The organism is Lentzea sp. NPDC055074, assembly GCF_053608005.1.
In genome coordinates, this window is sequence record NZ_JBSGUQ010000007.1 from 213,798 (window position 1) to 234,788 (window position 20,991).

Annotated in this window: 15 protein-coding genes and 1 pseudogene; 2 read left to right on the plus strand and 14 right to left on the minus strand. The window is 68.2% G+C overall.

Annotation, left to right across the window (positions count from 1 at the left end):
- Positions 1-119: 119 nt before the first annotated feature.
- On the minus strand, positions 120-1,130 hold the full coding sequence (locus ACWF7A_RS18975; RefSeq protein WP_452251744.1) for a HoxN/HupN/NixA family nickel/cobalt transporter: 1,011 nt from the start codon (positions 1,128-1,130) through the stop codon (positions 120-122).
- A gap of 227 nt (positions 1,131-1,357) precedes the next feature.
- Between ACWF7A_RS18975 and ACWF7A_RS18980 the strand changes: the two genes are divergently transcribed.
- Positions 1,358-1,873, plus strand: a complete 516-nt coding sequence (locus ACWF7A_RS18980; RefSeq protein WP_452251745.1) for a hypothetical protein — start codon at positions 1,358-1,360, stop codon at positions 1,871-1,873.
- 35 nt (positions 1,874-1,908) lie between these two features.
- Here ACWF7A_RS18980 and ACWF7A_RS18985 read toward each other — a convergent pair whose 3' ends face one another.
- Positions 1,909-2,649: a hypothetical protein gene (locus tag ACWF7A_RS18985; protein ID WP_452251746.1), complete on the minus strand. Its 741-nt coding sequence runs from the start codon at positions 2,647-2,649 to the stop codon at positions 1,909-1,911.
- A gap of 382 nt (positions 2,650-3,031) precedes the next feature.
- On the opposite strand from ACWF7A_RS18985, the gene ACWF7A_RS18990 reads away from it, so the two are divergent.
- Positions 3,032-5,002: an ABC transporter ATP-binding protein gene (locus ACWF7A_RS18990; protein ID WP_452251747.1), complete on the plus strand. Its 1,971-nt coding sequence runs from the start codon at positions 3,032-3,034 to the stop codon at positions 5,000-5,002.
- Here ACWF7A_RS18990 and ACWF7A_RS18995 read toward each other — a convergent pair.
- The 12 genes and pseudogenes from ACWF7A_RS18995 to ACWF7A_RS19050 form a co-directional block, all read right to left on the minus strand.
- Complete coding sequence (locus tag ACWF7A_RS18995; protein WP_452251748.1) at positions 4,918-6,162, minus strand: MFS transporter; 1,245 nt, start codon at positions 6,160-6,162, stop codon at positions 4,918-4,920. The genes ACWF7A_RS18990 and ACWF7A_RS18995 overlap by 85 nt on opposite strands.
- Positions 6,155-6,616 carry a (2Fe-2S)-binding protein gene (locus tag ACWF7A_RS19000; protein ID WP_452251749.1) on the minus strand — a complete coding sequence of 154 codons (462 nt, stop codon included), beginning with the start codon at positions 6,614-6,616 and terminating at the stop codon, positions 6,155-6,157. The genes ACWF7A_RS18995 and ACWF7A_RS19000 overlap by 8 nt, the downstream gene beginning before the upstream one ends.
- Positions 6,532-7,404, minus strand: a complete 873-nt coding sequence (locus ACWF7A_RS19005; protein ID WP_452251750.1) for an FAD binding domain-containing protein — start codon at positions 7,402-7,404, stop codon at positions 6,532-6,534. The genes ACWF7A_RS19000 and ACWF7A_RS19005 overlap by 85 nt, the downstream gene beginning before the upstream one ends.
- Complete coding sequence (locus ACWF7A_RS19010) at positions 7,401-9,386, minus strand: xanthine dehydrogenase family protein molybdopterin-binding subunit (protein WP_452251751.1); 1,986 nt, start codon at positions 9,384-9,386, stop codon at positions 7,401-7,403. The genes ACWF7A_RS19005 and ACWF7A_RS19010 overlap by 4 nt, the downstream gene beginning before the upstream one ends.
- On the minus strand, positions 9,379-11,526 hold the full coding sequence (locus tag ACWF7A_RS19015) for a YcaO-like family protein (RefSeq protein WP_452251752.1): 2,148 nt from the start codon (positions 11,524-11,526) through the stop codon (positions 9,379-9,381). Before ACWF7A_RS19015 ends, ACWF7A_RS19010 begins: the two co-directional genes overlap by 8 nt.
- Positions 11,523-11,987, minus strand: coding sequence for a hypothetical protein (locus tag ACWF7A_RS19020; protein WP_452251753.1), 465 nt, complete (start codon positions 11,985-11,987; stop codon positions 11,523-11,525). The genes ACWF7A_RS19015 and ACWF7A_RS19020 overlap by 4 nt, the downstream gene beginning before the upstream one ends.
- 488 nt (positions 11,988-12,475) lie before the next feature.
- A pseudogene (locus tag ACWF7A_RS19025) lies at positions 12,476-12,898 on the minus strand (integrase core domain-containing protein); the annotation flags it as partial.
- A gap of 321 nt (positions 12,899-13,219) precedes the next feature.
- A complete protein-coding gene (locus tag ACWF7A_RS19030; protein WP_452251754.1) occupies positions 13,220-13,402 on the minus strand; it encodes a hypothetical protein in 183 nt (60 codons plus the stop codon).
- A 45-nt stretch (positions 13,403-13,447) separates the two neighbouring features.
- Positions 13,448-14,152: a DUF4129 domain-containing protein gene (locus ACWF7A_RS19035; RefSeq protein WP_452251755.1), complete on the minus strand. Its 705-nt coding sequence runs from the start codon at positions 14,150-14,152 to the stop codon at positions 13,448-13,450.
- Positions 14,153-15,076: 924 nt separating this feature from the next.
- Positions 15,077-16,348, minus strand: a complete 1,272-nt coding sequence (locus ACWF7A_RS19040; RefSeq protein ID WP_452251756.1) for a beta-1,3-glucanase family protein — start codon at positions 16,346-16,348, stop codon at positions 15,077-15,079.
- 495 nt (positions 16,349-16,843) lie between these two features.
- A complete protein-coding gene (locus ACWF7A_RS19045) occupies positions 16,844-17,056 on the minus strand; it encodes a hypothetical protein (RefSeq protein WP_452251757.1) in 213 nt (70 codons plus the stop codon).
- Positions 17,053-20,889, minus strand: a complete 3,837-nt coding sequence (locus tag ACWF7A_RS19050) for a non-ribosomal peptide synthetase family protein (protein WP_452251758.1) — start codon at positions 20,887-20,889, stop codon at positions 17,053-17,055. Before ACWF7A_RS19050 ends, ACWF7A_RS19045 begins: the two co-directional genes overlap by 4 nt.
- Between the last annotated feature and the right edge of the window lie 102 nt (positions 20,890-20,991).

Here is a 20,991-nt window from a genome sequence, read left to right on the forward strand (position 1 = left end):
TGTTCTCGTTGGTGCTCAATGGTTGGTTTGATCGTCGGCCGGGATTTGTTGCCAGGCAAAGAGCTTGGCGACGATTCGCCAATCTCGTCGAAACGAGGCAGGAGATGAGCCGCGGGAGATCACACCCGCTGGCTCCAGCGTTCCTCCACCCGGAACACACGCCAGACGATCGCGCTGACCGCCCACGTGACGATGAACAACCCGACTGCCGCGTAGCCGATGTGTTCGAGGTCGAGCCCGGCGAACCACCCGAGAACCCCGGAGCTGATGCCGAACTCCTCCACCAGCAAGCCGATCAGACCTGCCCCGCCCACGAGGAAGGCCATTCCCACGGACAAGCCGGTGACGATGAGGTTGTAGTAGATCCGCCTGGCCGGGCTGAGCAGCGCCCAGTCGTACGCCGCCGACATGAACACGCCGTCCGCGCTGTCGAGCAGTGACATGCCGGCGGCGAAGAGCAAGGGCAGTGCCAGGAACGCGTACCACGGCAGGTCGAAGGCCGCGGCGCTGCTCGACAACACGAGCAGTGACACTTCCGTCGCCGTGTCGAAGCCCAGCCCGAAGAGAAACCCGATCGGGTACATGTGCCAGTCCTTGCGCACGGTCTTGGTGAGCTTCGCGAGAATGCGGGCGATGACGCCCCGCGACTCCAGAAGTCGCTCGAACTCGGCCTCGTCGAACCGCCCCTTCCGCACGTCCCTGGCGACCTTCAGCGCACCGGCGAACGCACGCGCGTTGAGCAGCCCGATCACCACCAGGAACAGGCCTGAGATCAAGGTCCCCCACAGCCCGGTGGCGTGGTGCAGCCCGGAAGACTCGTTCGTCACGTCGTCCGCGAGCGCTTTGATACCGAGACCGAGCGCCAGGCAGAGCACGAACACGACGCTGGAGTGTCCCAGCGAGAACCAGAACCCGACCGCCAAGGGCCGCTTGCCGTCGGCCAGCAGCTTCCGCGTGGTGTTGTCGATCGCGACGATGTGATCGGCGTCGAACGCGTGCCGCATGCCGAGCACGTAAGCCGTGACCCCCAGCCCGAACCCGAAGCCTTGGGCGGCTCCTGCCCCGCCGCTCACCACGAGCAGCAACAGACCGACGCCGAGGATGTGCAGGAGGACCACGAACGCTGCCATTCCGGTCAGCCTGGTGCGGTCACGACTGCTCAAGCGGCGCAGCAAACCGATTCGGGCCTCGCCCCCCAGTGCATTACCCATGCCCCCTCCTTCTGCTCGACGACTGAGCGATTTGACGACGATCCGCGCGCACGATCCATTGAATGGCGTGCACACGCCAACCGTTCTGGTGCAGCGGTGAACGGAAAGTACGGTCCTGAACGACGCACCGGACGTAAGGAGAAACCATGCTCATCCGACTTGAGAAGACCCAAACGGGCGGCCACGTCGCCACCGCCGTGCGCGAGGACGGAATTGTCGTCCACGCCTACGAGACCGATCACGCACACCGGGTTCCGCACGAAATGGCTCACTACGTGGTCGAGGACCACCTGCGCATGGACTGGGGCTATTGGGGTTCGATCGCGCAGGGAATGGTGTTCAGGAGCATGTCCGTGCTCGAAGGCGATCGCTCCGCCGCCGCGGCGAAGTCCGAAGCGGTGTCCGAGCGGTGCATGAAGCGCATCGGCGTGGCGGAGACGTTGATCAGCGCCATCGAGGAGGTACTGCCGCTGACCGGAACGACTCCAGCCGACAATCTGCGCGGGCGGATGGTCGAAAAGTACCCGCAGCTCGAGGAAGCTCCGCTGGAGCAGATCGACTTCACCGTTGTCGAACGGCTCATGGCTGCGGCGGCCGACGAGTGGGCAGCCGTACCCGAAGGCGGAACGCTCGAGCTGCGCTGGCAGGTGCCGCTCGCCTGAACGTCTCGTGGGGGCCCTGCCGGGCCCCCACGGCGTCATACCCAGTGGCGGCGCGCCGCCTCCACACCTGCCTGAAACCGGCTACGCGCGCCCAGCGCGTCCATCAGCTCGGAAGCTCGCCGGCTGAAAGTCCTCGACGACAGCGCCAATGCACGTTGAGCTGCCTGGTCGGTGGCCCCTTCCGCGAGCGTCTCCAGCACCGGCTGCAGGTGCTCTGGCGGCACCTGCGAGGCCCCTTCCAGCTCCGCCTCCCGGCCAAGAAGCAGCCACAACGCATCATGCAGCAACGCCAACGCACTGACGAGCTCCTTGGCGTTGGCCAGAACCCTGAGCACCTCCTCCTTGTCACGGATCACGACGAACGAGTGCTCGACCGCCACCACAGTCCACGGGAACTCGTGGTCCGCTACCCGCGCTCCGTCCAGCCGCGCGTCTCCAGAACTGCGAACCGGTATGACCTGGCCGCTCGCGAAAACGACCCTTCTGCGATCGACGAGAACGTCCGGGAGCAACCCGAACAGCTGGTCCTCACCTCGCATGTGGCGCAATGTCTGCGCCGGAACCAGTTCTCTACTGCGGACGACATCACCACCACTCAGGTCCAGACTTCGCGCCAGCGCCACCGACACCGCCGACCACCCGGCAGCGGTGTCGGGGAACGTGGCGTGCGGTGCACTGCGAACCAACGTGACGACGACATTTCGCAGCGCTTCGACTATTGCCGCGAATGGTCCGTCAACCCCCTGTGTCAAGCCTTGCCTGTCGGTGTAGCACAAGGCGCTCTCTCCGTTCCGTCGACGAGTGTCAACGAACACCGTCAGACTCGGCGGGACAGCGCGCCGACCGCATCAATGCGCAACACAGCACAGATGCAATAAACTGGCAACAACGCCACGGCCCCCCAGCCTCCGGCCCCGAACACTTCCCCCCAGCAGGGACGACTCGAATTTAATCCATCACCCCAAGGCCGACCACCCACAAGCCACACATCACCCGATTGGCGTAAGGCAGCGAAGATCGCCGGGATATTAATCGAGGCTTCTGCCGAGAACACACCGATGGCGAGACCTCGCCACTCCGCAGGTTATTAATCATCGCCGCCGCGACATTAAGCTCGCTTGACTGTCCCATTGCGCACGTTCCCGGGGGTCGGCGAGCATGAACAACCGAAGGTCGTTGCTGGAAGTGCACCGCCTCTCCGTGCCCGAGTGGGCTCGGCAGGGCGAGGAGATCGCGGCAGCAGGCTTCTGGCGCTCGGCACGCGGTGTGCCGCAGGCGGTGACGCTGGTCGCGCGCCTGGCCTGGCGCGTGTCGCGCCCACTCGCCGCGCTCGCCGTGCTTCTGCAGGTGGTGTCCGGCTGCGTCTCGGCCTTTGGGCTGTTGTCCACAGCAGAGGTGTTCACGGCGCTGCTGCAGGGAGGCTCACCGGCGCAGCGACTCACGGCCGCGGTGCCGGCGATTCTGGTCGTCGGCGGCTCCTACGCGGGAAAGGCGCTGCTCGACGCCATCTTCACCGCAACCGAGGGTGCGCTGCGCCCGCTGGTCGTCCGTGCCGCCGAGCAGAGGATCACCGAGGCGACCGCCGGTGTCGCGCTGATCGCCTTCGAGGACGCCGACTTCCAGGAGCTGGCGAGACGGGCGTCGAGCGACGGGATCGAGTCGGTGGGCAACGGAGTGCGGCAGATCGCCGGACTGACCGCGGCGCTGGTGTCGATGGGGGCGGCGCTGGTCACCGCGGCGGTGCTCAACCCGTGGCTCGCCCTCGTGCTGTTGACCGCTGCGAGCGCTGACGGATGGGCCGTACATCGGATCAGCAGGCTCAACCGCAGACACTTCCTCGACACGGTGACGCGCCAGATGATGAAAAGCGTCGTCACGGAGGCCACGACCTCACGGACCTTCGCCTTCGAGCGACACGCGCTGGCGCTGCAGGACCGCTTGCTCTGCGAGCACGCCCGCATCACCGCGGATCTGGCGCATGCGGAGGTCCGGCTGGCCCGGCGCAGCGCGCTCGTCCGGCTCGTCGGCAGGTCCGTCTCGGGTGCGGGTACCACAGCGGCCTACTGCGTGCTGGCCGTCCTGCTCTGGACCGGGAACATGCCGTTGGCCATCTCAGGGACAGCCGTGCTGACGATGCGCGTCACCTCATCGGCGCTCACCGAATGCCTCCGCATGATCAACGTGCTGTACGAGGGATCCCACTACCTCGAGCTGTACCGCGACTACCTGACCGAGGCGGCGCTGCGCTGCGGTCCTGTCACGACGGTCGCGGCTCCGTCCGATCCGGCGGTGATCCGGCTGTCCGGCGTCTCGTTCAGCTATCCAGGCCAGAACTGCCCCGCAGTCCAGGACCTCGACCTGACCATCAACCGTGGCGAGGTCGTCGCGCTCGTGGGCGAGAACGGTTCCGGGAAGACCACCCTGGGCAAACTCGTCGCGGGCCTGTACTCACCGGACGCCGGCACCGTCTCCTGGGACGGTGTCGACCTCAGCACGGCCCACCCGCTCAGCATCCAGGACCAGATCGCGGTCATCGCCCAGGCGCCCGCGGAGTGGCCGGTGACCGCAGAGCTCGCCGTGCGGCTGGGCCGGCTCGACCACGACGACCACAACGACTCCCGGTGGCGACGCGCGGTGGGCCAGTCCGGCGCCGAGGACGTGGTGCGCTCACTTCCCCACGGCCAGGAAACGTTGCTGTCGCGAAGGTTCGAGAACGGCCGAGACCTCTCAGGGGGACAGTGGCAACGGCTGGGCATCGCCCGCGGGATCTACCGCGACGCTCCGATCCTCATCGCCGACGAGCCGACGGCCGCGCTCGACGCCAAGGCGGAGGCGCAGGTGTTCGAAGCGCTGCGCAACGCGAGCGCCACGCAGGCCGGTGCCACCCGCACCACCGTCCTCGTGACCCATCGGCTGGCCAACATCCGGCACGCGAACCGCATCGTCGTCCTCGCTCACGGCCAGATCGTCGAGCAGGGCACACACGACGAACTGATCACGTCGAACGGCCTGTACCGCGAGATGTACGAGACCCAAGCCGCCGCCTACGGTGCCGCGACCGGCTCCGGGACCTCACCGGCCCTGCGCAGCGCCGCGGACGACAACGGAAGGACTCCGAGCACGGCGTAGGCCGCGGCCATACCGAGAACCACCGGGACCAGGCCGGCTTCGGCGAACAAGAACCCTGCGGTCGCGCTGCCCAGGGGGAAGCCCAGCGACGAGATCGCCGTCCGTGCCCCCATGACCTGGCCACGCACGTCGGGAGGCGTCAAGCGTTGCGCCAGCGACCGCTCGAAGACGTAGTACGGACCCCACAGGAACGCCGCCAGGCCGAGGAGGACCGCCGCCGCGAGCACGTGGTCCACGAAGGCCACCACACCGAACAACGGAGCTCCTGCCATGAGCACCAGCGACATCTTCAGCCGGGGCTTGAACCTGCGGTAGACGCTCGGTCCGAAGACCACGCCCAGCAGCGCTCCCACACTCGCCGTTGCGACGAGAACGCCGTAGACCCCGGGCCCGGCGTTCAGTCCGGTCCGGCTGTAGACCGGGAAGAACACTTCCGACATGCCCTGCAGGAACAGGAAGCCGACGGTCGAGATCGTCAGCACCAGCACCGCCGGAAGCCGGAACAACGCGCCGGTACCCAGCCACTTGCGGAAGAAGCTCTGCGTGCCGCCGTCCTGTTCTCCGTCCAGTTCGATCCGGGGCAACCCGAAGCAGATCAGGCTCATCACGCCGAACGACACCGCGTCCAGCACGAGCGCGGTCGGTGCGCCGACCCAGGCGATGAACAACCCCGACAGCGGGGGCCCGGCGATGTAGGCGATCTCCCAGTTCACCCCGAGCAAGGAGTTCGCCGCCTCCAGCTCGCGGTCCTCGACCAGTCGCGGCACCAGTGCGCTCTCCGCCACCTCGGTGACCGAGGACAGCACCGCGCAGCACACCGCGATCGCGCAGATCACCGGAATGCTCAGCGCCCCCAGAACGCTCAACAGCGGCAACAGTCCGATGAAGACTCCGCGCAGCGCGTTGTCCCAGCCGAGCAGCACCCTTGGCTGGAAGCGGTCGAGCAGCCGTCCCGCCACCGGCCCGCTGACCAGCCGCGGCAGGCCGAAGCAGAGCAGCACGACACCCAGCTCTGCCGGACCGGCGACGGTGAGCACGAGCCAGGACAGGGCGATCGTCGTGAACGCGTCGCCCGTCCGGGAGATCAGCATGCCCAGCCAGAACCGGCGGAACACCGGATTCCGCTTGACCAGAGCGAGGTTGTGGAGGGTCTCACGCACCGGAAACCTCCCCGGCCGCCGACCGGACCGCGGCGACGATCGCCGTGTATCCGCTGCAGCGGCACACGTTCCCCGCAAGTGCTTGGCGGACTTCGGTTTCCGACGTGGCGCGACCACCTCGCCCGATGAGGTGCGCCCGTGCGGCGACGAGCATTCCCGCGGTGCAGAGACCACATTGCACGGCCCCGTGCCGCACGAACTCCTGCAGCAGGGGGTCCTGTTGTCGCGCCAGTCCTTCCACCGTCGTGATGCGGGTGTCCTGATGCAGCACCGCCGGTGTGCAGCACGACAGGATCGGCTGATCGTCGACCAGAACCGTGCATCCTCCGCAGTGCCCGCTGCCACAAGGAGTTTTCGTTCCGGTGAGTCCTAGGTCCTCGCGGATCCAGTGCGCCAGGCTTCGTCCGTCGTCAGGCAGCTCGACCGCGGTGCCGTTGACCTCCGCCTCGACCATTGACCCCCCTCTATGTCAGTGATGAGCCTGCGCACGAGGACCGCCGCGGCCGCCTTCCGGTACCGGGTCGTCGCAGTGATGTCGTCCGTCGGCGACACCTCCTGCTCGACCACCGCAGCGACCTCGCGCGCTTCCGCCCCCTCGTCCCACAGGATCTCCGCCGCGGTGAGCCGGTGCGGCAGGACGCCGGGTGCCCCCACCGCGATCACCGCCCCGTCGTCGCCGCGACCGATCGCGACGCTCACCACGTTGGGCCCGCTGGCCGCGCGGATCGCCACCTTCGCGAAAGCCGAGTCGCGGTCCGAGAGCCAGCGGATCGAACGTAGCAGAATCCTTTGCGTCATAAATAAATCATTGAGAGAGAAGTTTCCGTTCACACTTCGGTGCCCAGGAGAAGATCCGAGTCCGGTCGCTCCTGCCGCCAGCAGGGCGACGGCGACGCAGCCCGGCCGCACGGCGACCACGTTGCCGCCCGCTGTCGCCATCGCCCGCACCGCGGGTCCGCCGATCGAGGCGGCGGCCTGGCGCACCGCCCTGGGGACGCGGTCGTCTGCGGCGAGGTCGGCGAGCGTGGTCAAGGCGCCGCATCCGTCGCTGCCGAGGTACCGCAGGCCGGCCACGCCACCCAGGTGCAGCGCCACCTCCGGTGGCTTCCCGTGACGCCAGTCCGGCACCGCGAGCGTTCCTCCCGCGAACAGCGCCGCCTCGGGGTGCTCCTCGATCATCCGGTCCAGTTCTCGCTCGGACGTGGGCCGCAAGATCCGGCGAGGAGCCCCCCGACCGATCACCTCTCCGCTCCCGTCAACGCAGACCACAGGACTTCCGGTCGCATCGGGATCGACGTCGGCACGACCCCCGTGGCATTCGCCACGGCACCGGCGATCGCCGCCGGCACCGGAACGATCGGCAGTTCCCCCAGGCCCAGGCCGCCCCACGGTGCCGCGGGCACCGGGTCACCTGTGAACAACGCGCGTATCGACGGGACGTCGACAGCCAGCGGCACGCCGTGCTCCTGGATCGTCGTCACACCACCTGGCGGGCAGTGGTCGATCAGGGCGAGCCCGATTCCCTGGACCACTCCTCCGTGCACCTGGCCGGCCGCACCGAGTGGGTTGAGCACTCGACCGCAGTCGGTCACGACGAGGCAGTCCTCCACCACCACTGTGCCCAGCTCAGCGTCGACCGCCACGCTCACGAAACACGCGCAGTAGCTCGCCGGAGCGCGGCCTGCCCGGAACGTCACCCGCTCGCCCGGACTGCTCAGGGCGCGCCGCGCCGCCTCGCGTGCCGCCCCCGTCCCGAGGAACACGCTGCGCTGTGCCGCGCTGCCGATGTCCGCCGGAGTGAGCTCGGTGTCGCCCTCGACGACCCGGACGTTGCCCACCGGCAGGCCCAGTTCCTCGGCCACGACCTGCGCGAGGACCGTCGACGACCCGGTGCCGCTGTCGCAGGTCCCGGTCACGAGGGTGGCTCGGTCCCCCTCGATTTCTACCCACGCCGTGCTGACTTCCGACTCTTCACCTGTCACGGTGGCCTTCATCGCCGTTGCGACGCCGTGACCCCGCCCTGGTGCAGCCGGACGTGGCCATCCGAACGCTTCGCGCCCGACTTCGAGGCAGTGCGCCAGGCGGGCGGGTGCGTTGCGGACGCGCACGTCCACCGGATCCAGCTCCAGCTGTCGCGCCGCCGCGGTCAGGGCGGTCTCCACGGCGAAGTTGAGCTGCGCGACGCCGTAACCGCGATATGCCCCGCCGGGCAAGGTGTTGGTGCGAGCGATCTCGCCGACGAACCGGTGGGCGGCTCGGGGGTAGGCGGTTCGGGCGGTGAGTGCCATCGCGTTGGCCACGTATGGAGCGTGAGAGCCGTACGCACCGGAGTCCACCACCGCTCGCACGTCGACAGCGCGCACTTCGCCGTCGCCGGCGATGCCGAGACGGACATCCGCGCGCACCCCGTGCCTGCGACGCGCCGCGACGAACTCCTCGGCGCGGTCGTAGGTCAGCCGCACCGGGCGCCCTGTCCCCATCACCGCCCACGCGACGAGCGCCTCCTCGTACATCTCCTGGCGGCAGCCGAACCCACCGCCCTCTTCCACCTTGAGGACCCGGACACCGGCCTGCGGAAGGCCGAGCACCTCCGCCACCAGTGCGCGCAACTCGCCCGGAGACTGGGTGTTCGACCAAACGACGATCCCGTCGCCATCAGCTTCCGCGCGGCAGCAATGGGTTTCCAGGCACACGTGTTGCGCACCGGCGACCTCGAACGTCTCGGCTACGACTGCGGCGGATCCCGCGAGCGCGCGGTCCACAACGGTCTCGTCCCCGAACCCGATCCGGCCCAGTCGTGCACTGTTCTCGTCCGTTGTGGACAGTGCTGGCTGCTCGACCTGCCACGTCGCCTCCGCGGACTCGACCGCGTGATCGACTTCCGCCTGGCTGTTCGCCACGACCAGAGCGACCCCGTCGCCGACGTGACGCGCCTTCCTGGTGAGCAACCGCTTGTCAGCTGCCCGCCGCAACTGGTCACTGGCAGGAGCCAAAGCCGGGTTGAATCGCTGCGAGGGAACATCTTCGGGCAGATACACGGCGATCACACCGGGCGAGTCGACCCGCAGATCGAGCAGAGTCGCCTTCGGGTACGGCGAGCGGACCACCCTGGCCCACGCGTCACCGGGCCATGTGCGGTCGCTGAGAAACCGCTGACCGCCCGTGACCTTGTCCCAGGCGTCGATGCGCTCCACCGGCGCACCGACCACCTCGGGTTCAGGCATGGGGCATCGGCACCAGGTTCACGTCGCTCTCCGGCAATTCCGACTCCCGCCAGCCCAGCGCCACCGCGGTGCGCGTGACCACTCCCAGTCCCAGGTGTGGGAACGCCGCCGCCGAGTTGGGCACCAGGCCGGGCACCAACGTGCGGACGACCCGCAGTCCTGCCGCCCGCACGTCCGGAGTGGTGATGTCGGCACAGAACACCTCGTAGCCGCGCGCTTCCACGGCCATGCGCAAGTCACCGTGCAGAGCCGGCGGCAGATCGCGTTCCTCCGGCACGTCGACCCAGGGCCGGACGAGGTTCTGTGCGCGGACGTCCAGATGAACCTGCACCTGACCCGTGAGATCCGCGACGTCGCGGAAGTCCGGCCGGTAGTCGTTCAGGTAACAGCGGTCCGCGCGATGCGGTTTGACGCCGGACGCGTCGATCCGGCCTGAACCGACGGCCTTGCGGTAGGAGCCGTTCGGCTCCATGAGGTCGCGGGCGATGTCTTGGAGCGTCAAAGCTTCCGTCCACGCTTTGAGTCCTGCTTGGACGGGGTCGGGGCGCGCGGCGAAACCGATGGTGAGGAGGTGGTCGTCCGGGTTCTCGACGCACCCGGCCATCACCGGCACGCCGAACTCGTTGTCCAGTGGGATGAGCCAGCTCCGCTGAGCGGTGCCCTCTGGCCACACAGCCCGCAGCGCCGCGGTCTGACGAGCCGCGGGCAGCCTGACGGCGTTGAGCCACCACGTCATCGTGGTGTGCCGTTCGACCAACTCCTGCAGTCCGGCGGCGACCGCCGAGTCGAAGTTCTCCCCTGCGGCAATGCCGGGGAAGAACGTCGGATTGGTCGGCGGATCGGCGGCAAAGGTCGGCGTGTACCAGTTCGCGTACACCATGCTTGCCGGCAGCCACGCCGACCTGTTCGTGGTGAGCGAACGTCCGCGGACCCAGTGCACGGGGAGGTCGCGGGTGAACCGCGTGAACGGAAAACCAGGAGCGTCGTACTGGCGCTGTGAGAACAGCACAAGGGCATCCGGGTCCACCGCGTGCTGTCCCGATCGCATCAAGTCGTCGTAGGACGAGTGGACGAGCAGATCCTCCTGCACGATGTTGCCGCAGTACCGCTCGACCGCCTCACCGACCGCGGCGCGCGCCGCAGCGTCCCTTTCGCCGAACGTGCTGCCGCCGGCCACCGGGTCGTTGCGCCAAGGACTGACCCGGCTGATGTCACTCACCTTGGCGTGCACGGTCTTCAGAGTGCGCGGGATCGACGGGTGATGACGCACGTCGGTGAGTCCGCGCACGATGCCGGTCCTCGGGTCGACCAGCCAGTCGTGCGGCTCCCTGCCGACGTGCGACGGCACGTCGACCTCGCCGAGTGGCAGTACGGGATGGGCGGTGACAGCGAGGCGCACCGGATCGAGTTCGACCTCGTGCCACGCCGCTCGTGCCACACGGCCGGAGACCCAGTTCACGATGTCCAAGACCACCGCGTCGATCATCCAGTGCAGTTCGGCTTCGCCTGGGAGCCGGGATTCTCCGACGTCGACCGGCGCGTTCAACGCGTCGAGGAGCAACCGATCCGCGGTGGCAGTGCGGCGGCGGTCGAGCAGGTCTCCGACCCCAGGACCGCGCCCGCTCTCGACGTGTGGGCCGAACCAGCCCTTGCTCGTCTCCAGGTGGAAATGCGTCCACCTGATCCCCCTTGCACGGCACCGCTCCTCGATGTCGAGCAGTTCCGCCTGGTCCAGCCTGGTGCGCAGTACGAGCAGAACCGAGGAGCCGGCGACTCCGGCCAGTTCCTGCTTCTCGCGGAGCGTTTCGGCTCCACCGAGAGAAGTGGTGCCGACCAGCCCAGCCAGCTCCTCGTCTCCCAGCACGAACAGCTGTGGCAGCGGGTCAGGATCCTCAGTGGACACACACCCGTGACGTGTCAGTGACTCCAGCACTTCCGCCGCAGTGCCGTTCAGCGGATGCCGCGCGATCAACTCGCCCATCGACGACGTTCCGGTGCAGTCAGCCAGCAACGCACGCAGTTGGTCCACCGGCAGGGGGACGCGGAACAGCCCGCCGTCCGGCGTGCCGAGGAGGGCGCCGCGCTCGGGATGCCGGAACAGCTCGACCCGCCCGAGCCGGGGCTTGTCGTCCACGTTCACGCCATCACCTCCTGCGCTCGCCACACAATTCTCGTCGGCACCGGACGAAGCCCGGTCCCCGCCTCATACGACGTGTAGTCGACACGGCTCATGACCAGCTCGTAGAAGACCGTGTCAGTCGCCTCGTCACCCCGCTCCTCCCGCAATGCCAGAAGGGCGGCGGCCTCGTCCACGGCGAACTGCCGGACGACGCCGCGGATGCAGAGCTCCGCGTTCTCGGGGCCCGGCAGGCCGTGCAGCACGAAACGCCCATCTCGGTCGAGGTCACGACGCTTGGGCGACGACCCGATTATCCCGACGAGCAACATGCCGTCACGGACGACGGGACTGATCGGGTGCACACGGGGAGCACCGTCGGCGCGAACGGTCGCAAGATAGGCAACTCCGTATTTCGAGAGAATGCGTCGACCGATCGCAGCGATTTCGGGATGCTCAGCGGTGAAATCCGCCCATGAAGCCATCGTCAACCCTTTCGGAAACCGGGCCTGGGCCGGCGTACCGGCCCAGGCCCGACATGCGCTGGACCGATCAGGCCTCGTCGGTCTCGTCGGCGTCCCAGGAGAAGGACGCGAAGACCTGCACGTGGTGGCCGGGGGCCAGCAGGTCTTCGCCGTCGCCGCCGCTCGTGGCTTCCTCGAACATGGTTACCTCCATGAGAATGAACGAACTGACGTTTGCTGTTCATGACCAGCAACAGCGACGCTAATGACGGCCGCAGACCATCGGCAACCGGATGGCGAATGCACGCCATCCCACACCGATTCGGCGCAGGAATGCGGTCGGCGGGATTGAATCGGCCTGATGGCCCGCCGCCACGCGGAGCAGGTCCACGCAGCAGCCCGTCTCCCACCGGCGTAGACGGTGAGTGAGCCGAGGCCGAACGCGACCGGCTGCACCGACAACGTCTGGAGGCCGAGTGTGACCTCATGTGGTGTCGCGCTTGATGTGGCCGCCGGTGGTTGTAGTGGGACACGTCGGGTTTCAGCAGTGACTTGAGGTGATGCTCGTTGATGATGAGCAATCGGTCGGTGAGCTCGCGTCTGACGGTGCCGACAAAACGTTCGGCGTAGCAGTTCGCCCGCGGACAGTGCGGCGGGATCTTCACGACGTCGGTACCGACGTCCGCGAGAACGGAATCGAACCACGCGGTGAACTGACCAGCCCTGTCACGAACTAGGAATCGAAAGTAACTGGCCCTGTCGCCGAGGCTCATCAGGAGGTTGCGAGCCTGCCGGGTGGTCCAGTGCCCGTCAGGATTGGTGGTGGTGCCGAGGATGTGGACGTAGCGGGTGCCGACCTCCACCACGAAGAACACGTACACCCGTTTCAGGGTGACCACGCAATCCACATGGAAGAAGTCGCATGCCAGCATGCTCACCGCTTGAGCACGCAGGAACCGCCGCCACGACGTGCCGGTGTTCCGGATCGGCGAGGGTGGTGTCCGCAGACGCTTCAGCACACGACGCACGGTCGACGCGGCCGTCTGGTGACCTAGCTCGAGCAGTTCACCATGGATACGGCGGTAACCCAGCCCGTGTTCTCCCGCGCCATACGCTCGATCAGCGCCACGACGGTATCGTCGACCCGCGGTCGCCCAGTCCGGTTCGGGTAGGTCCACTTCTTGGCGACCAACCGCCGATGCCACCCGGAGACACCAACCGGCGCTCTCGCAGCCACACCGGTAGCCGCCGCGTCAACGCGGCAGCACCGCGCGATCAACCCAATCCAACCGCGGACGCTGACTACCACGGCGCAACACCGCGACCTCGTGCCGCAACACCAGCAACTCGACGTCCTTGGCCACCGAAGACCGGCCGAGCAGAACCAGCCAGCCACCCAGCTGGACAAAGACGAGGTACAGCAGTCGCAGCGCCACGCCCACGACCATGCCGCCCGAACGACAGTGCCCGACCACCGCAGCTCAACGCATGTGTGCGGAGTTCTGGCACCCCACAGGTCTCCTTGTCCACCGCGACCACGTCGACGATGGAGATCGACTGGATCCGGGAGTACGAGGCCTGATCAGGGTGCTGAGGTCCACGGCGGCCCGGATCCTGGCCCGCAGCCCCCGCCTCGCGAGCCGCTGACGCACCAACCCGGCCGCGTGCCAGGCGCGATCCCGCACCTCGCCGGTGGTCTCGGCACCGGACCACAGCGCCTGGTCCACCGCTGACCCGAGCAACAGCAGTCCTTCCACTGCGGACTGAAGCCCGGCCGCGGGTGCGACGGCGGCCAGATCGCGCGGGGTCATGCCCTCGCTGAACGGCACCCCGTGCTCGCGCATCCGGTCGCGCACCTCCTGCCACGCACCGAGCACCGCGCCGCTGCCCGGCCGCCGTCGCCTGCGCCAGGCCCGGACCCGCTTCGCAAGCGGAATCCCGGCCAGCCAGCCGACGACAACGACGGCGAGCACGGCGAGCAGAAGTCCCCACGGGATCCGCGTGGCGGAGTCGTTCGCCGCTCTGCCATCACCGTTCGGCGCCGCGACCGGCGGGTCACGCAGCTCCTCGACGGGAGGCAGCTGGTCCCTCGCCCGCGCGACCGCCGCGGCAAGCCCTGCCCCGCTGCCCTCCCCCTTGCTCTCGGACCCGTACGGATCCATCGGCACCCAGCCGACTCCGGCCACCGCGACAGCTCCTATCAGCCGCGGTTTGCAGGTCGAGTTGCCTCCGCAGACCAGCGGGCAACCCCGCCGCACCGCGCACACCCACCAACACACCTGACCCGACCACACCCCTCACCGCATTGGCTCTCCTCGCCAACCGTCGGAAGGGGGTGGGCGAGCATCAGCGGCGCATGAACTCGACAAGAACCCCTGGCCTGACAACTCCGCGTGCTGGGCGAAACTACCCGGGCACTCTGCTCACAATGCGAAACCTCGTCGCGGTCCTGCGCGAGCTCCATCGAGCCCGACTCGGTAGCAAAACCGGTACCTGAGACGCATAGACGCCAACGAGATACCTGCGGCCCTCACCAGATCTGCGAGGCGCTTTCGCACAGGTCAGCGCATATCCATTGAGACTGACCAGACCGTCTGGCACTCGGCAGGATCCGTTCACACCGAAGAGGTCACTGGTTCGATCCCAGCATCGCCCGCAGAACCCTGTTTTGGGGGCTTCGGTAGCAGATCGGCGTTTTTCCACGTCAGATCAGCCCTGTGCGTGCCGAAAATTACGTCCGCACAGGTCAGCGGCATGCCGATACTCGTGGAGGACTCCGAAGCGGTCCTGTCCGATCTAGGGCTGGGCATGCGATCTCGTCAGGTACGAGTAGTACCGCTCCCACCCGCGCCGCGCGCGCCGCAGGGTCTGGTTCCAGACCAGCGGTGCACCCGGACGGTTGCCCAGCTCGGGGCCGAACCGATGTTGGCTGTCTTGACGATCTCCCACATCGTGGAGCGAGCAATCGCGACACCCAGCAGCGCGACGGCCGGCCCTACAGGCAGGGCCAAGAGCTGGGCTTCGGCCGGAAACCGTTCCACATCATCACTTGACGCTGTCATGCGACAAGGCGCGCCCGGCGGTTGCCGGGCGCGCCTTGTCGTGTGTGCTCAGTTGAAGGCGAAGTTCCGGTTCGGAACGACGACCTCACCGTGCGAGTCACCGATGACACCGCTCGTGGACGCTGAGGCAGCGCCGCTGAACGGGGTCAGGACGATGCCGGCGGAACGCGGGTCGCCGTCGTGCACCAGGGACTCCTGGGCCTGCACGTCGTCGAACGCGAACCCGTACGCCTTGCCGTCCACCATGTTCTGGTGCACGAGCTTGGAGTAGTGGTTGGTGATCGCGCCCTGGTAGAAGTCCGCGGCGCCACCGCCGGGCTGGACGTCGATGCGTCCGAGCGTGGAGCGGTGGAGTGCGGCGCACAAGGTGCGCGCGATCGGGCCGACCACCTGGTCGTTGGGCGCGTGCAGCTCGCCGTCGCAGCCCCAGACGCTCGAGGTGGACGGCTTCGCGAACGACGCGACCTGCTGGCCGGAGGTGTTCGTGAAGTTCATGTTGTTGCCCGAGGTGCGGCCGAAGTACTTCACGTCCGGACGGTCACCGAACGGCTGCACGGTCAAGTCCTTGCCCGTGTAAGCGTTCCAGGCCTCGGTGATGTAGGGGTCGAGGTAGTTGCGGTCGAAGTTGCCCACGTCGGCCGCCTTGCCCGGCGCGAGCACGCGCAGGACGGTGCCGTCCGAGCGGGACATGATCGACCCGCCCCAGCCCGACTGGGTGCGGATGCCGTTGATGACCGCGTCGCGACCGCCGGGCTTGAGCTCGCCGGTCTTCTTCGTGGCACCGCTCGCGCCCGTCACGGTGACCGCGTGCGGGACGGCGAACATGTCGACCTGCGAGCTGTTGAGCCACAGGCCGGCGTCGTTGTAGGTGAACTCGCTCCAGTCGAACAGGATGCCGCTGTTCGGGTCACCGCCCGCCCACGGCGCCGGCTGGACCAGGCCGTCGGGGGTCAGGAGGAACTTGAGCTTCTCGCCGAACGACATGTAGACGCGGCCCGAGATGAACCTGGGTACGTTCAGCGTGGCGCTGGCGCCCTGACCGGGGCCGTCGATGGACACGTCCGGCGCGGGCGTGGGCGGGTTGCCGCCCGGCGACCACGGCGTGAACGTGCCTGCCTGGTTGACGTGGCCCAGGCGTCCGCTGCGGATGTCCGTGCCGAGGACGTACAGGTGCACGGCCTCGGACCGGCCGCTGTTGTTGGTGACGTTCAGTGGCAACAGGTCAGGACCGATCGCCTGGGCAGGGGCGGTCGCGATGACCGCCGATGCGGTCGCCGCCACTGTGGCGAGCGCGCTCAACCACTTTGTTCGAGTGCGCATGCAACTCCTTGTGCAGGGGTTCTTCTGTCAGCAGGCTCCGGCCCTGCTTCAGGGAAAGGCCGGTGCCCGCGCTCCGACAACTGGTGCAGACCGGTTATGAGAGCGCTTCCATGGTTGATCGCCGATCCGGCTCTGTCAACACCGGCGGGGCGACGCGGGCGGCACGACTCGCAGTCCCCGCAAGGGACACAGCGTGCGGACCAGCAGCTAAACCTTGAAGAACAAGGAAATATTTCATCTCCAGGCCGATGTAGACGCGACGTCCGGTGATTTGACCCGGCTCTTACACGACAGCGGGCAGAGTGCCGAGGACAACGGAGCTCGTCGCACGAAGTCAGGAATCCACACGACTGCCGACGGTCCGCGCATGCGTTTGCGTGCGGCTCGGTGAGGGCATGCGGTCGACGGTCTGTTGTGGACACTCGACCCACGGCGAGACGCCGAACGGCCTGCCGATGAGCTCATCGGCAGGCCGTTCGTGCTGCGGGACGGACGTCAGTACCGCGGTTGCTTGAGCAACGAGTCGCGGCCGGCGATCTCGGGCTGGTACACCTGCTCGTCCCACGCCTCGGCCGGCACGGGCTGGAGCGCGATCGAGACGACGGTGTCCGGGCATCCGAACGCCTCGGTGATGGCGGAGGTCAGCGCGGTCGACAGCGCGGACTCCTGGTCCGGGGAGAGGGTGGCGGGAAAGTGCTTGACGGTCACGTGCGGCATTGTGGGCCTCCTGGGGCGGAACGGATGTGATCGATGAGCGTGTCGACGAGCGGGAGGCGGAGCATTCCGTAGTGGTCCGCCGGTACATCCACAAAGGACACTGATGCGCGCACCGCTGGGCGCTCGATGAACGACGGCTGGTCGCCCACGGCGCGGAAGACGGTCACGGGGGCCTTGATCGAGCGCAGTGCCAGGTCGTGGTCGCTGTGGTCGAAGCGGTACGTCTGGTGCACCACGCGCGCGATTCGGCGGACCAGGTCCGGGTCGAGGTCCAGGCGGGTGCTCACGAACGTGGTGAACGTGGTCTCGTCCCGTGTCGCTCGCAGGCACTCCTCCAGCAGGTCGCCGGAGACCGCGCCCGCGAAGACCGAGAACAGGATCGTGACGTAGCCGCGGCTGCGCCAGCTCGGGGTCCGGTCGGTGCCGCCCGCTCTCGGGTTGCCCGGTGCGATCAGGAAGAGCTGTTCCACGCGCTCGCCGTCCCGCTCCAGCTGGTGGGTGGCCTCGAAGGCTACGCGCGCGCCGAACGAGTAGCCCCACAGCGTGTACGGGCCTCTGGGCTGCCTGCGGCGCACCAGTTCCAGGTCGCGTGCCGCCATCTCGGCGATCGACGGGTACGCGGTCTCGCCCGCGTTCACGCCGTGGGCCTGCACACCGTAGAACGGGCGGCCCGCCCTGGCGGCCAGCTCGCGGAGGTTCATCGGGTAGCCGCCCAGGCCCGGCCAGCAGTACACGGGTTCCAGGGTGCCCGCGGCGGAAAGCCTGATGAGCCTGGACGTCGCGTCCGCGGCGCCGCCCTCCACGACCTTCGCCAGCGCTTCCACCGTCGGTGCGTCGAACAGCACCTGCAGCGGCAGGGACAGGCCGAAGTCCCGGTTGATGCGGTTCACGAGGCCCACCGCCAGCAGGGAGTTGCCGCCCGCGGCGAAGAAGTCGGTCTGGACCGAGACCGTCTCGATCTTCATGAGCCTGCCCCAGATCTCACCGATCCGGCGTTCGGACTCGGTGCGCGGTTCGACCACCGGCTGGTCGGAGAAGTCCGCGGCGGCCAGGTCGGACTCGGCCAGGGAGCGCGTGTCGATCTTGCCGTTCGCCGTGTGGGGCAGGCGGTCGAGCACGACCACCTTGTTCGGCATCATGTAGTCCGGCAGGAACGAGCGCAGGTCGTCGCGGATCAGCTCGGTCGGACCCTTCATGTGCACCGCGTCCTCCTTCATGCCGCGGTGGCGGATCTGCTCCTCGCTGACCTTGCCGCCGATGAAGAAGTACGACGGGCCGACCGGCAGCCCGCGTTCCCGCAGCAACGCCGTGAGCCGGCGGTGCGAGGGCAGGTCGTGCCCGCTCTTCGAGCTGTAACCCGAGGACATGAGTCCCAGGCCGCGCACCGCCTGGTAGCGGTGCAGCACCCGGCCGAGCTCCAGGTAGGAGAGCCACTCCTGCCCGGTGCGGCTGACCAGTGCGACACCGAAGGCGGCGCGTTCGTAGGCCTGCTGGTTGATGGCGATGACGTGCCTGCGCTCGATCACGCCGTCCGCGACCTGCTCGAAACCGTCCCGCTCGAACCGGTAGAGGCCGGCCGGGAGGCCGGGAACGCGGTCGCCGTGCGCCTGCACGTACACGTCCATGGGTTCCTCGGCCGGTTCCGGGTGCGCGGGCACGAAGTCGAACGCACCGAGGTAGTAGTCCTCGGAGGTGCATTCGAGGTGGGTCATGACCTCGGGTGCGTGCCCCGCCGCGCGGACCGTCAGGCCGTGCTCCGGCAGGATCTGCTCGAACAGGCCGACCATGTGCCCCGCCTCGATCTCCAGGACCTCGAGGATGTTGGTGCGGTACACCGGCTCGATGGCTCGCCGTCTGCCGACGAAGTGCACACGGGCGCGCTGCTGCGGACCGGCCGCCTTCTGCTGGATGAGGTACAGCCGGTGCTCGACCGGGTGGTAGTAGTAGAACCCCGGCTCCAGGCCGAACAGGCCGTCGACCTCCAGGTACAGCTGCGTGGCGTAGAGCGAGCCGGGCGAGGCGTACCCGTACTTGGGCAGCAACCGCTTGACGCTGTGGAACTGCCCGAAGTACCGCATGATGCGGCCGAACTCCTCCTGCCCCACCGACGCCGGATCACGTGACGTCGTCGCGGTCGTCCGCGTCCGCAGGAGGTCGAGGACGTCGTTCCTGGTGACGTCGCCACCTTCGTAGAAGCGGTAGGTCTTGCGGGCGAAGACGGTGCGGCGCTGCAACGCCGTCGGCTCGCGGCCGGGCAGGTCGAGCACCGGCTTGCCGCTCAGCTCGCCCTTCTCCCGGCACCCCAGGTTGGACAGCTGCGCGCGCAGCTGTACCCGGCCCTCCTTGGACTGGTGGTGCGCGCCGTGGCTGCCCTGGTCCATCAGGGCGGCCTCCTTGGGGTTCAGCTCGACGAACGCCAGGAGGTTCTGGAACCCCGTGCGCGGGTCGTCGCGCACCACCACGGCCGCGTGCTTGATCCACTCGTGCGTCTCCAGCGCCAGCCGCACCTCGTCGAGCTCGACCCGGAACCCGCGCAGCTTCACCTGGTTGTCCGTGCGGCCGACGAAGACCGCTGTGCCGTCGGGGTTCCAGTACGCCAGGTCGCCGGTGCGGTACAACCGGGGCGAGCCGAAGTCGGCGTGGAACGGGTTGTCCACGAACCGGTCCGCGGTCAGGTCCGGCCTGCCGAGGTAGCCGCGCGCGAGCTGCCGCCCGCCGATGTACAGCTCGCCGATCTCGCCGACCGCGACCGGTCCGCGATCACCGTCCAGGACGTAGTACTGCGTGTTGTGCACCGGTGTGCCGATCGGCACGGTCGGCGGCCCGTCCGCGACCACGGCCGGGTCCACCCGGTGCGAGGACGAGTTGATCGTGCACTCGGTGGGCCCGTAGAGGTTGACCAGCTCGCGGTCGGGCAGCTCGGCGAAGAACCGCTGGGCGAGTGACCGGGAGAGCGCCTCGCCCCCGCAGAAGACCTGCTGGAGGGTCGCGCACTCGGTGATCCGCTCGGTGTCCACGATGGCCTGCAGCAGCGTCGGCACGCACTGCAGCGTCGTCACGCCGTGCGCCTTGATGGTGTCCACGAGCGCATCGGGGTCGCGGTACACGCCGGGCGCGCCCATGACGACGGTGCTGCCGCAGGCCGACGCCAGGATCTCCCACTGGGCCGCGTCGAAGCTCATCGGCGTCTTCTGCAGCACGACCCGGCTGTGGTCGATGCCGTGCGTCTCGGCGAGCCAGCACATCTGGTTCACGATCGCCCGGTGCTCGATCATCGCGCCCTTGGGCTTGCCGGTGCTGCCGGACGTGTAGATCACGTAGGCGAGATCTCCCGGCGAGGGCCGCGCCGGCGAGCCCGCGGGGGTGTCGATGTCGTCGAGCACGACGATGGTGGTCTGCGGCGGCACCATGCGGCGCAGCTTCCCGGCGAGCTCCCGCTGGGTGAGGACGAGGTGCCCGCCGAAGTCCTCGACCATGTACCGAAGGCGGTCCTCCGGGTACTCCGGGGCCAGCGGGAGGTAGGCACCGCCCGCGTGCAGCACTCCCCAGGCACCCACGATCAGATCGGACGACGGGTGCACGAAGAGACCGACGCAGTCGTCCTCGCGCACACCCAGGCCCCTCAGGTGGGTGCCCACAGCCGCGGCCCGCGCCGAGAGCTCCGTGAACGTCAGCCGCTCGTCGCCGTGCACCACCGCGATGTCCTGGCCGCGCCGGCGCACCTGCTCGTCGAGCAGGTCCACCAGCGTCCGGTCCGGCACGTCCCGCAGGGTCCGGTTGAACTCCCGTGTGTGCGCATCGGCGTCCAGCAAGGCGCGTTTCACGTCGACCCCCTTCGTTGCAGCAGCCTTCTCCCTGTCAGGTTCAGAAAGAGCGCTGTCGAAGCGCTATCGGTCCGGTATGGACGGCGGAGAAGCGAAAACGCC

Coding starts and splice junctions, on each gene's coding strand:
- ACWF7A_RS18975 (WP_452251744.1), bottom strand. CDS start 1,130: ATGGCAGCGTTCGTGGTCCTCCTGCACATCCTCGGCGTCGGTCTGTTG.
- ACWF7A_RS18980 (WP_452251745.1), top strand. CDS start 1,358: ATGCTCATCCGACTTGAGAAGACCCAAACGGGCGGCCACGTCGCCACC.
- ACWF7A_RS18990 (WP_452251747.1), top strand. CDS start 3,032: ATGAACAACCGAAGGTCGTTGCTGGAAGTGCACCGCCTCTCCGTGCCC.
- ACWF7A_RS19000 (WP_452251749.1), bottom strand. CDS start 6,616: ATGGTCGAGGCGGAGGTCAACGGCACCGCGGTCGAGCTGCCTGACGAC.
- ACWF7A_RS19010 (WP_452251751.1), bottom strand. CDS start 9,386: ATGCCTGAACCCGAGGTGGTCGGTGCGCCGGTGGAGCGCATCGACGCC.
- ACWF7A_RS19020 (WP_452251753.1), bottom strand. CDS start 11,987: ATGGCTTCATGGGCGGATTTCACCGCTGAGCATCCCGAAATCGCTGCG.
- ACWF7A_RS19040 (WP_452251756.1), bottom strand. CDS start 16,348: ATGCGCACTCGAACAAAGTGGTTGAGCGCGCTCGCCACAGTGGCGGCG.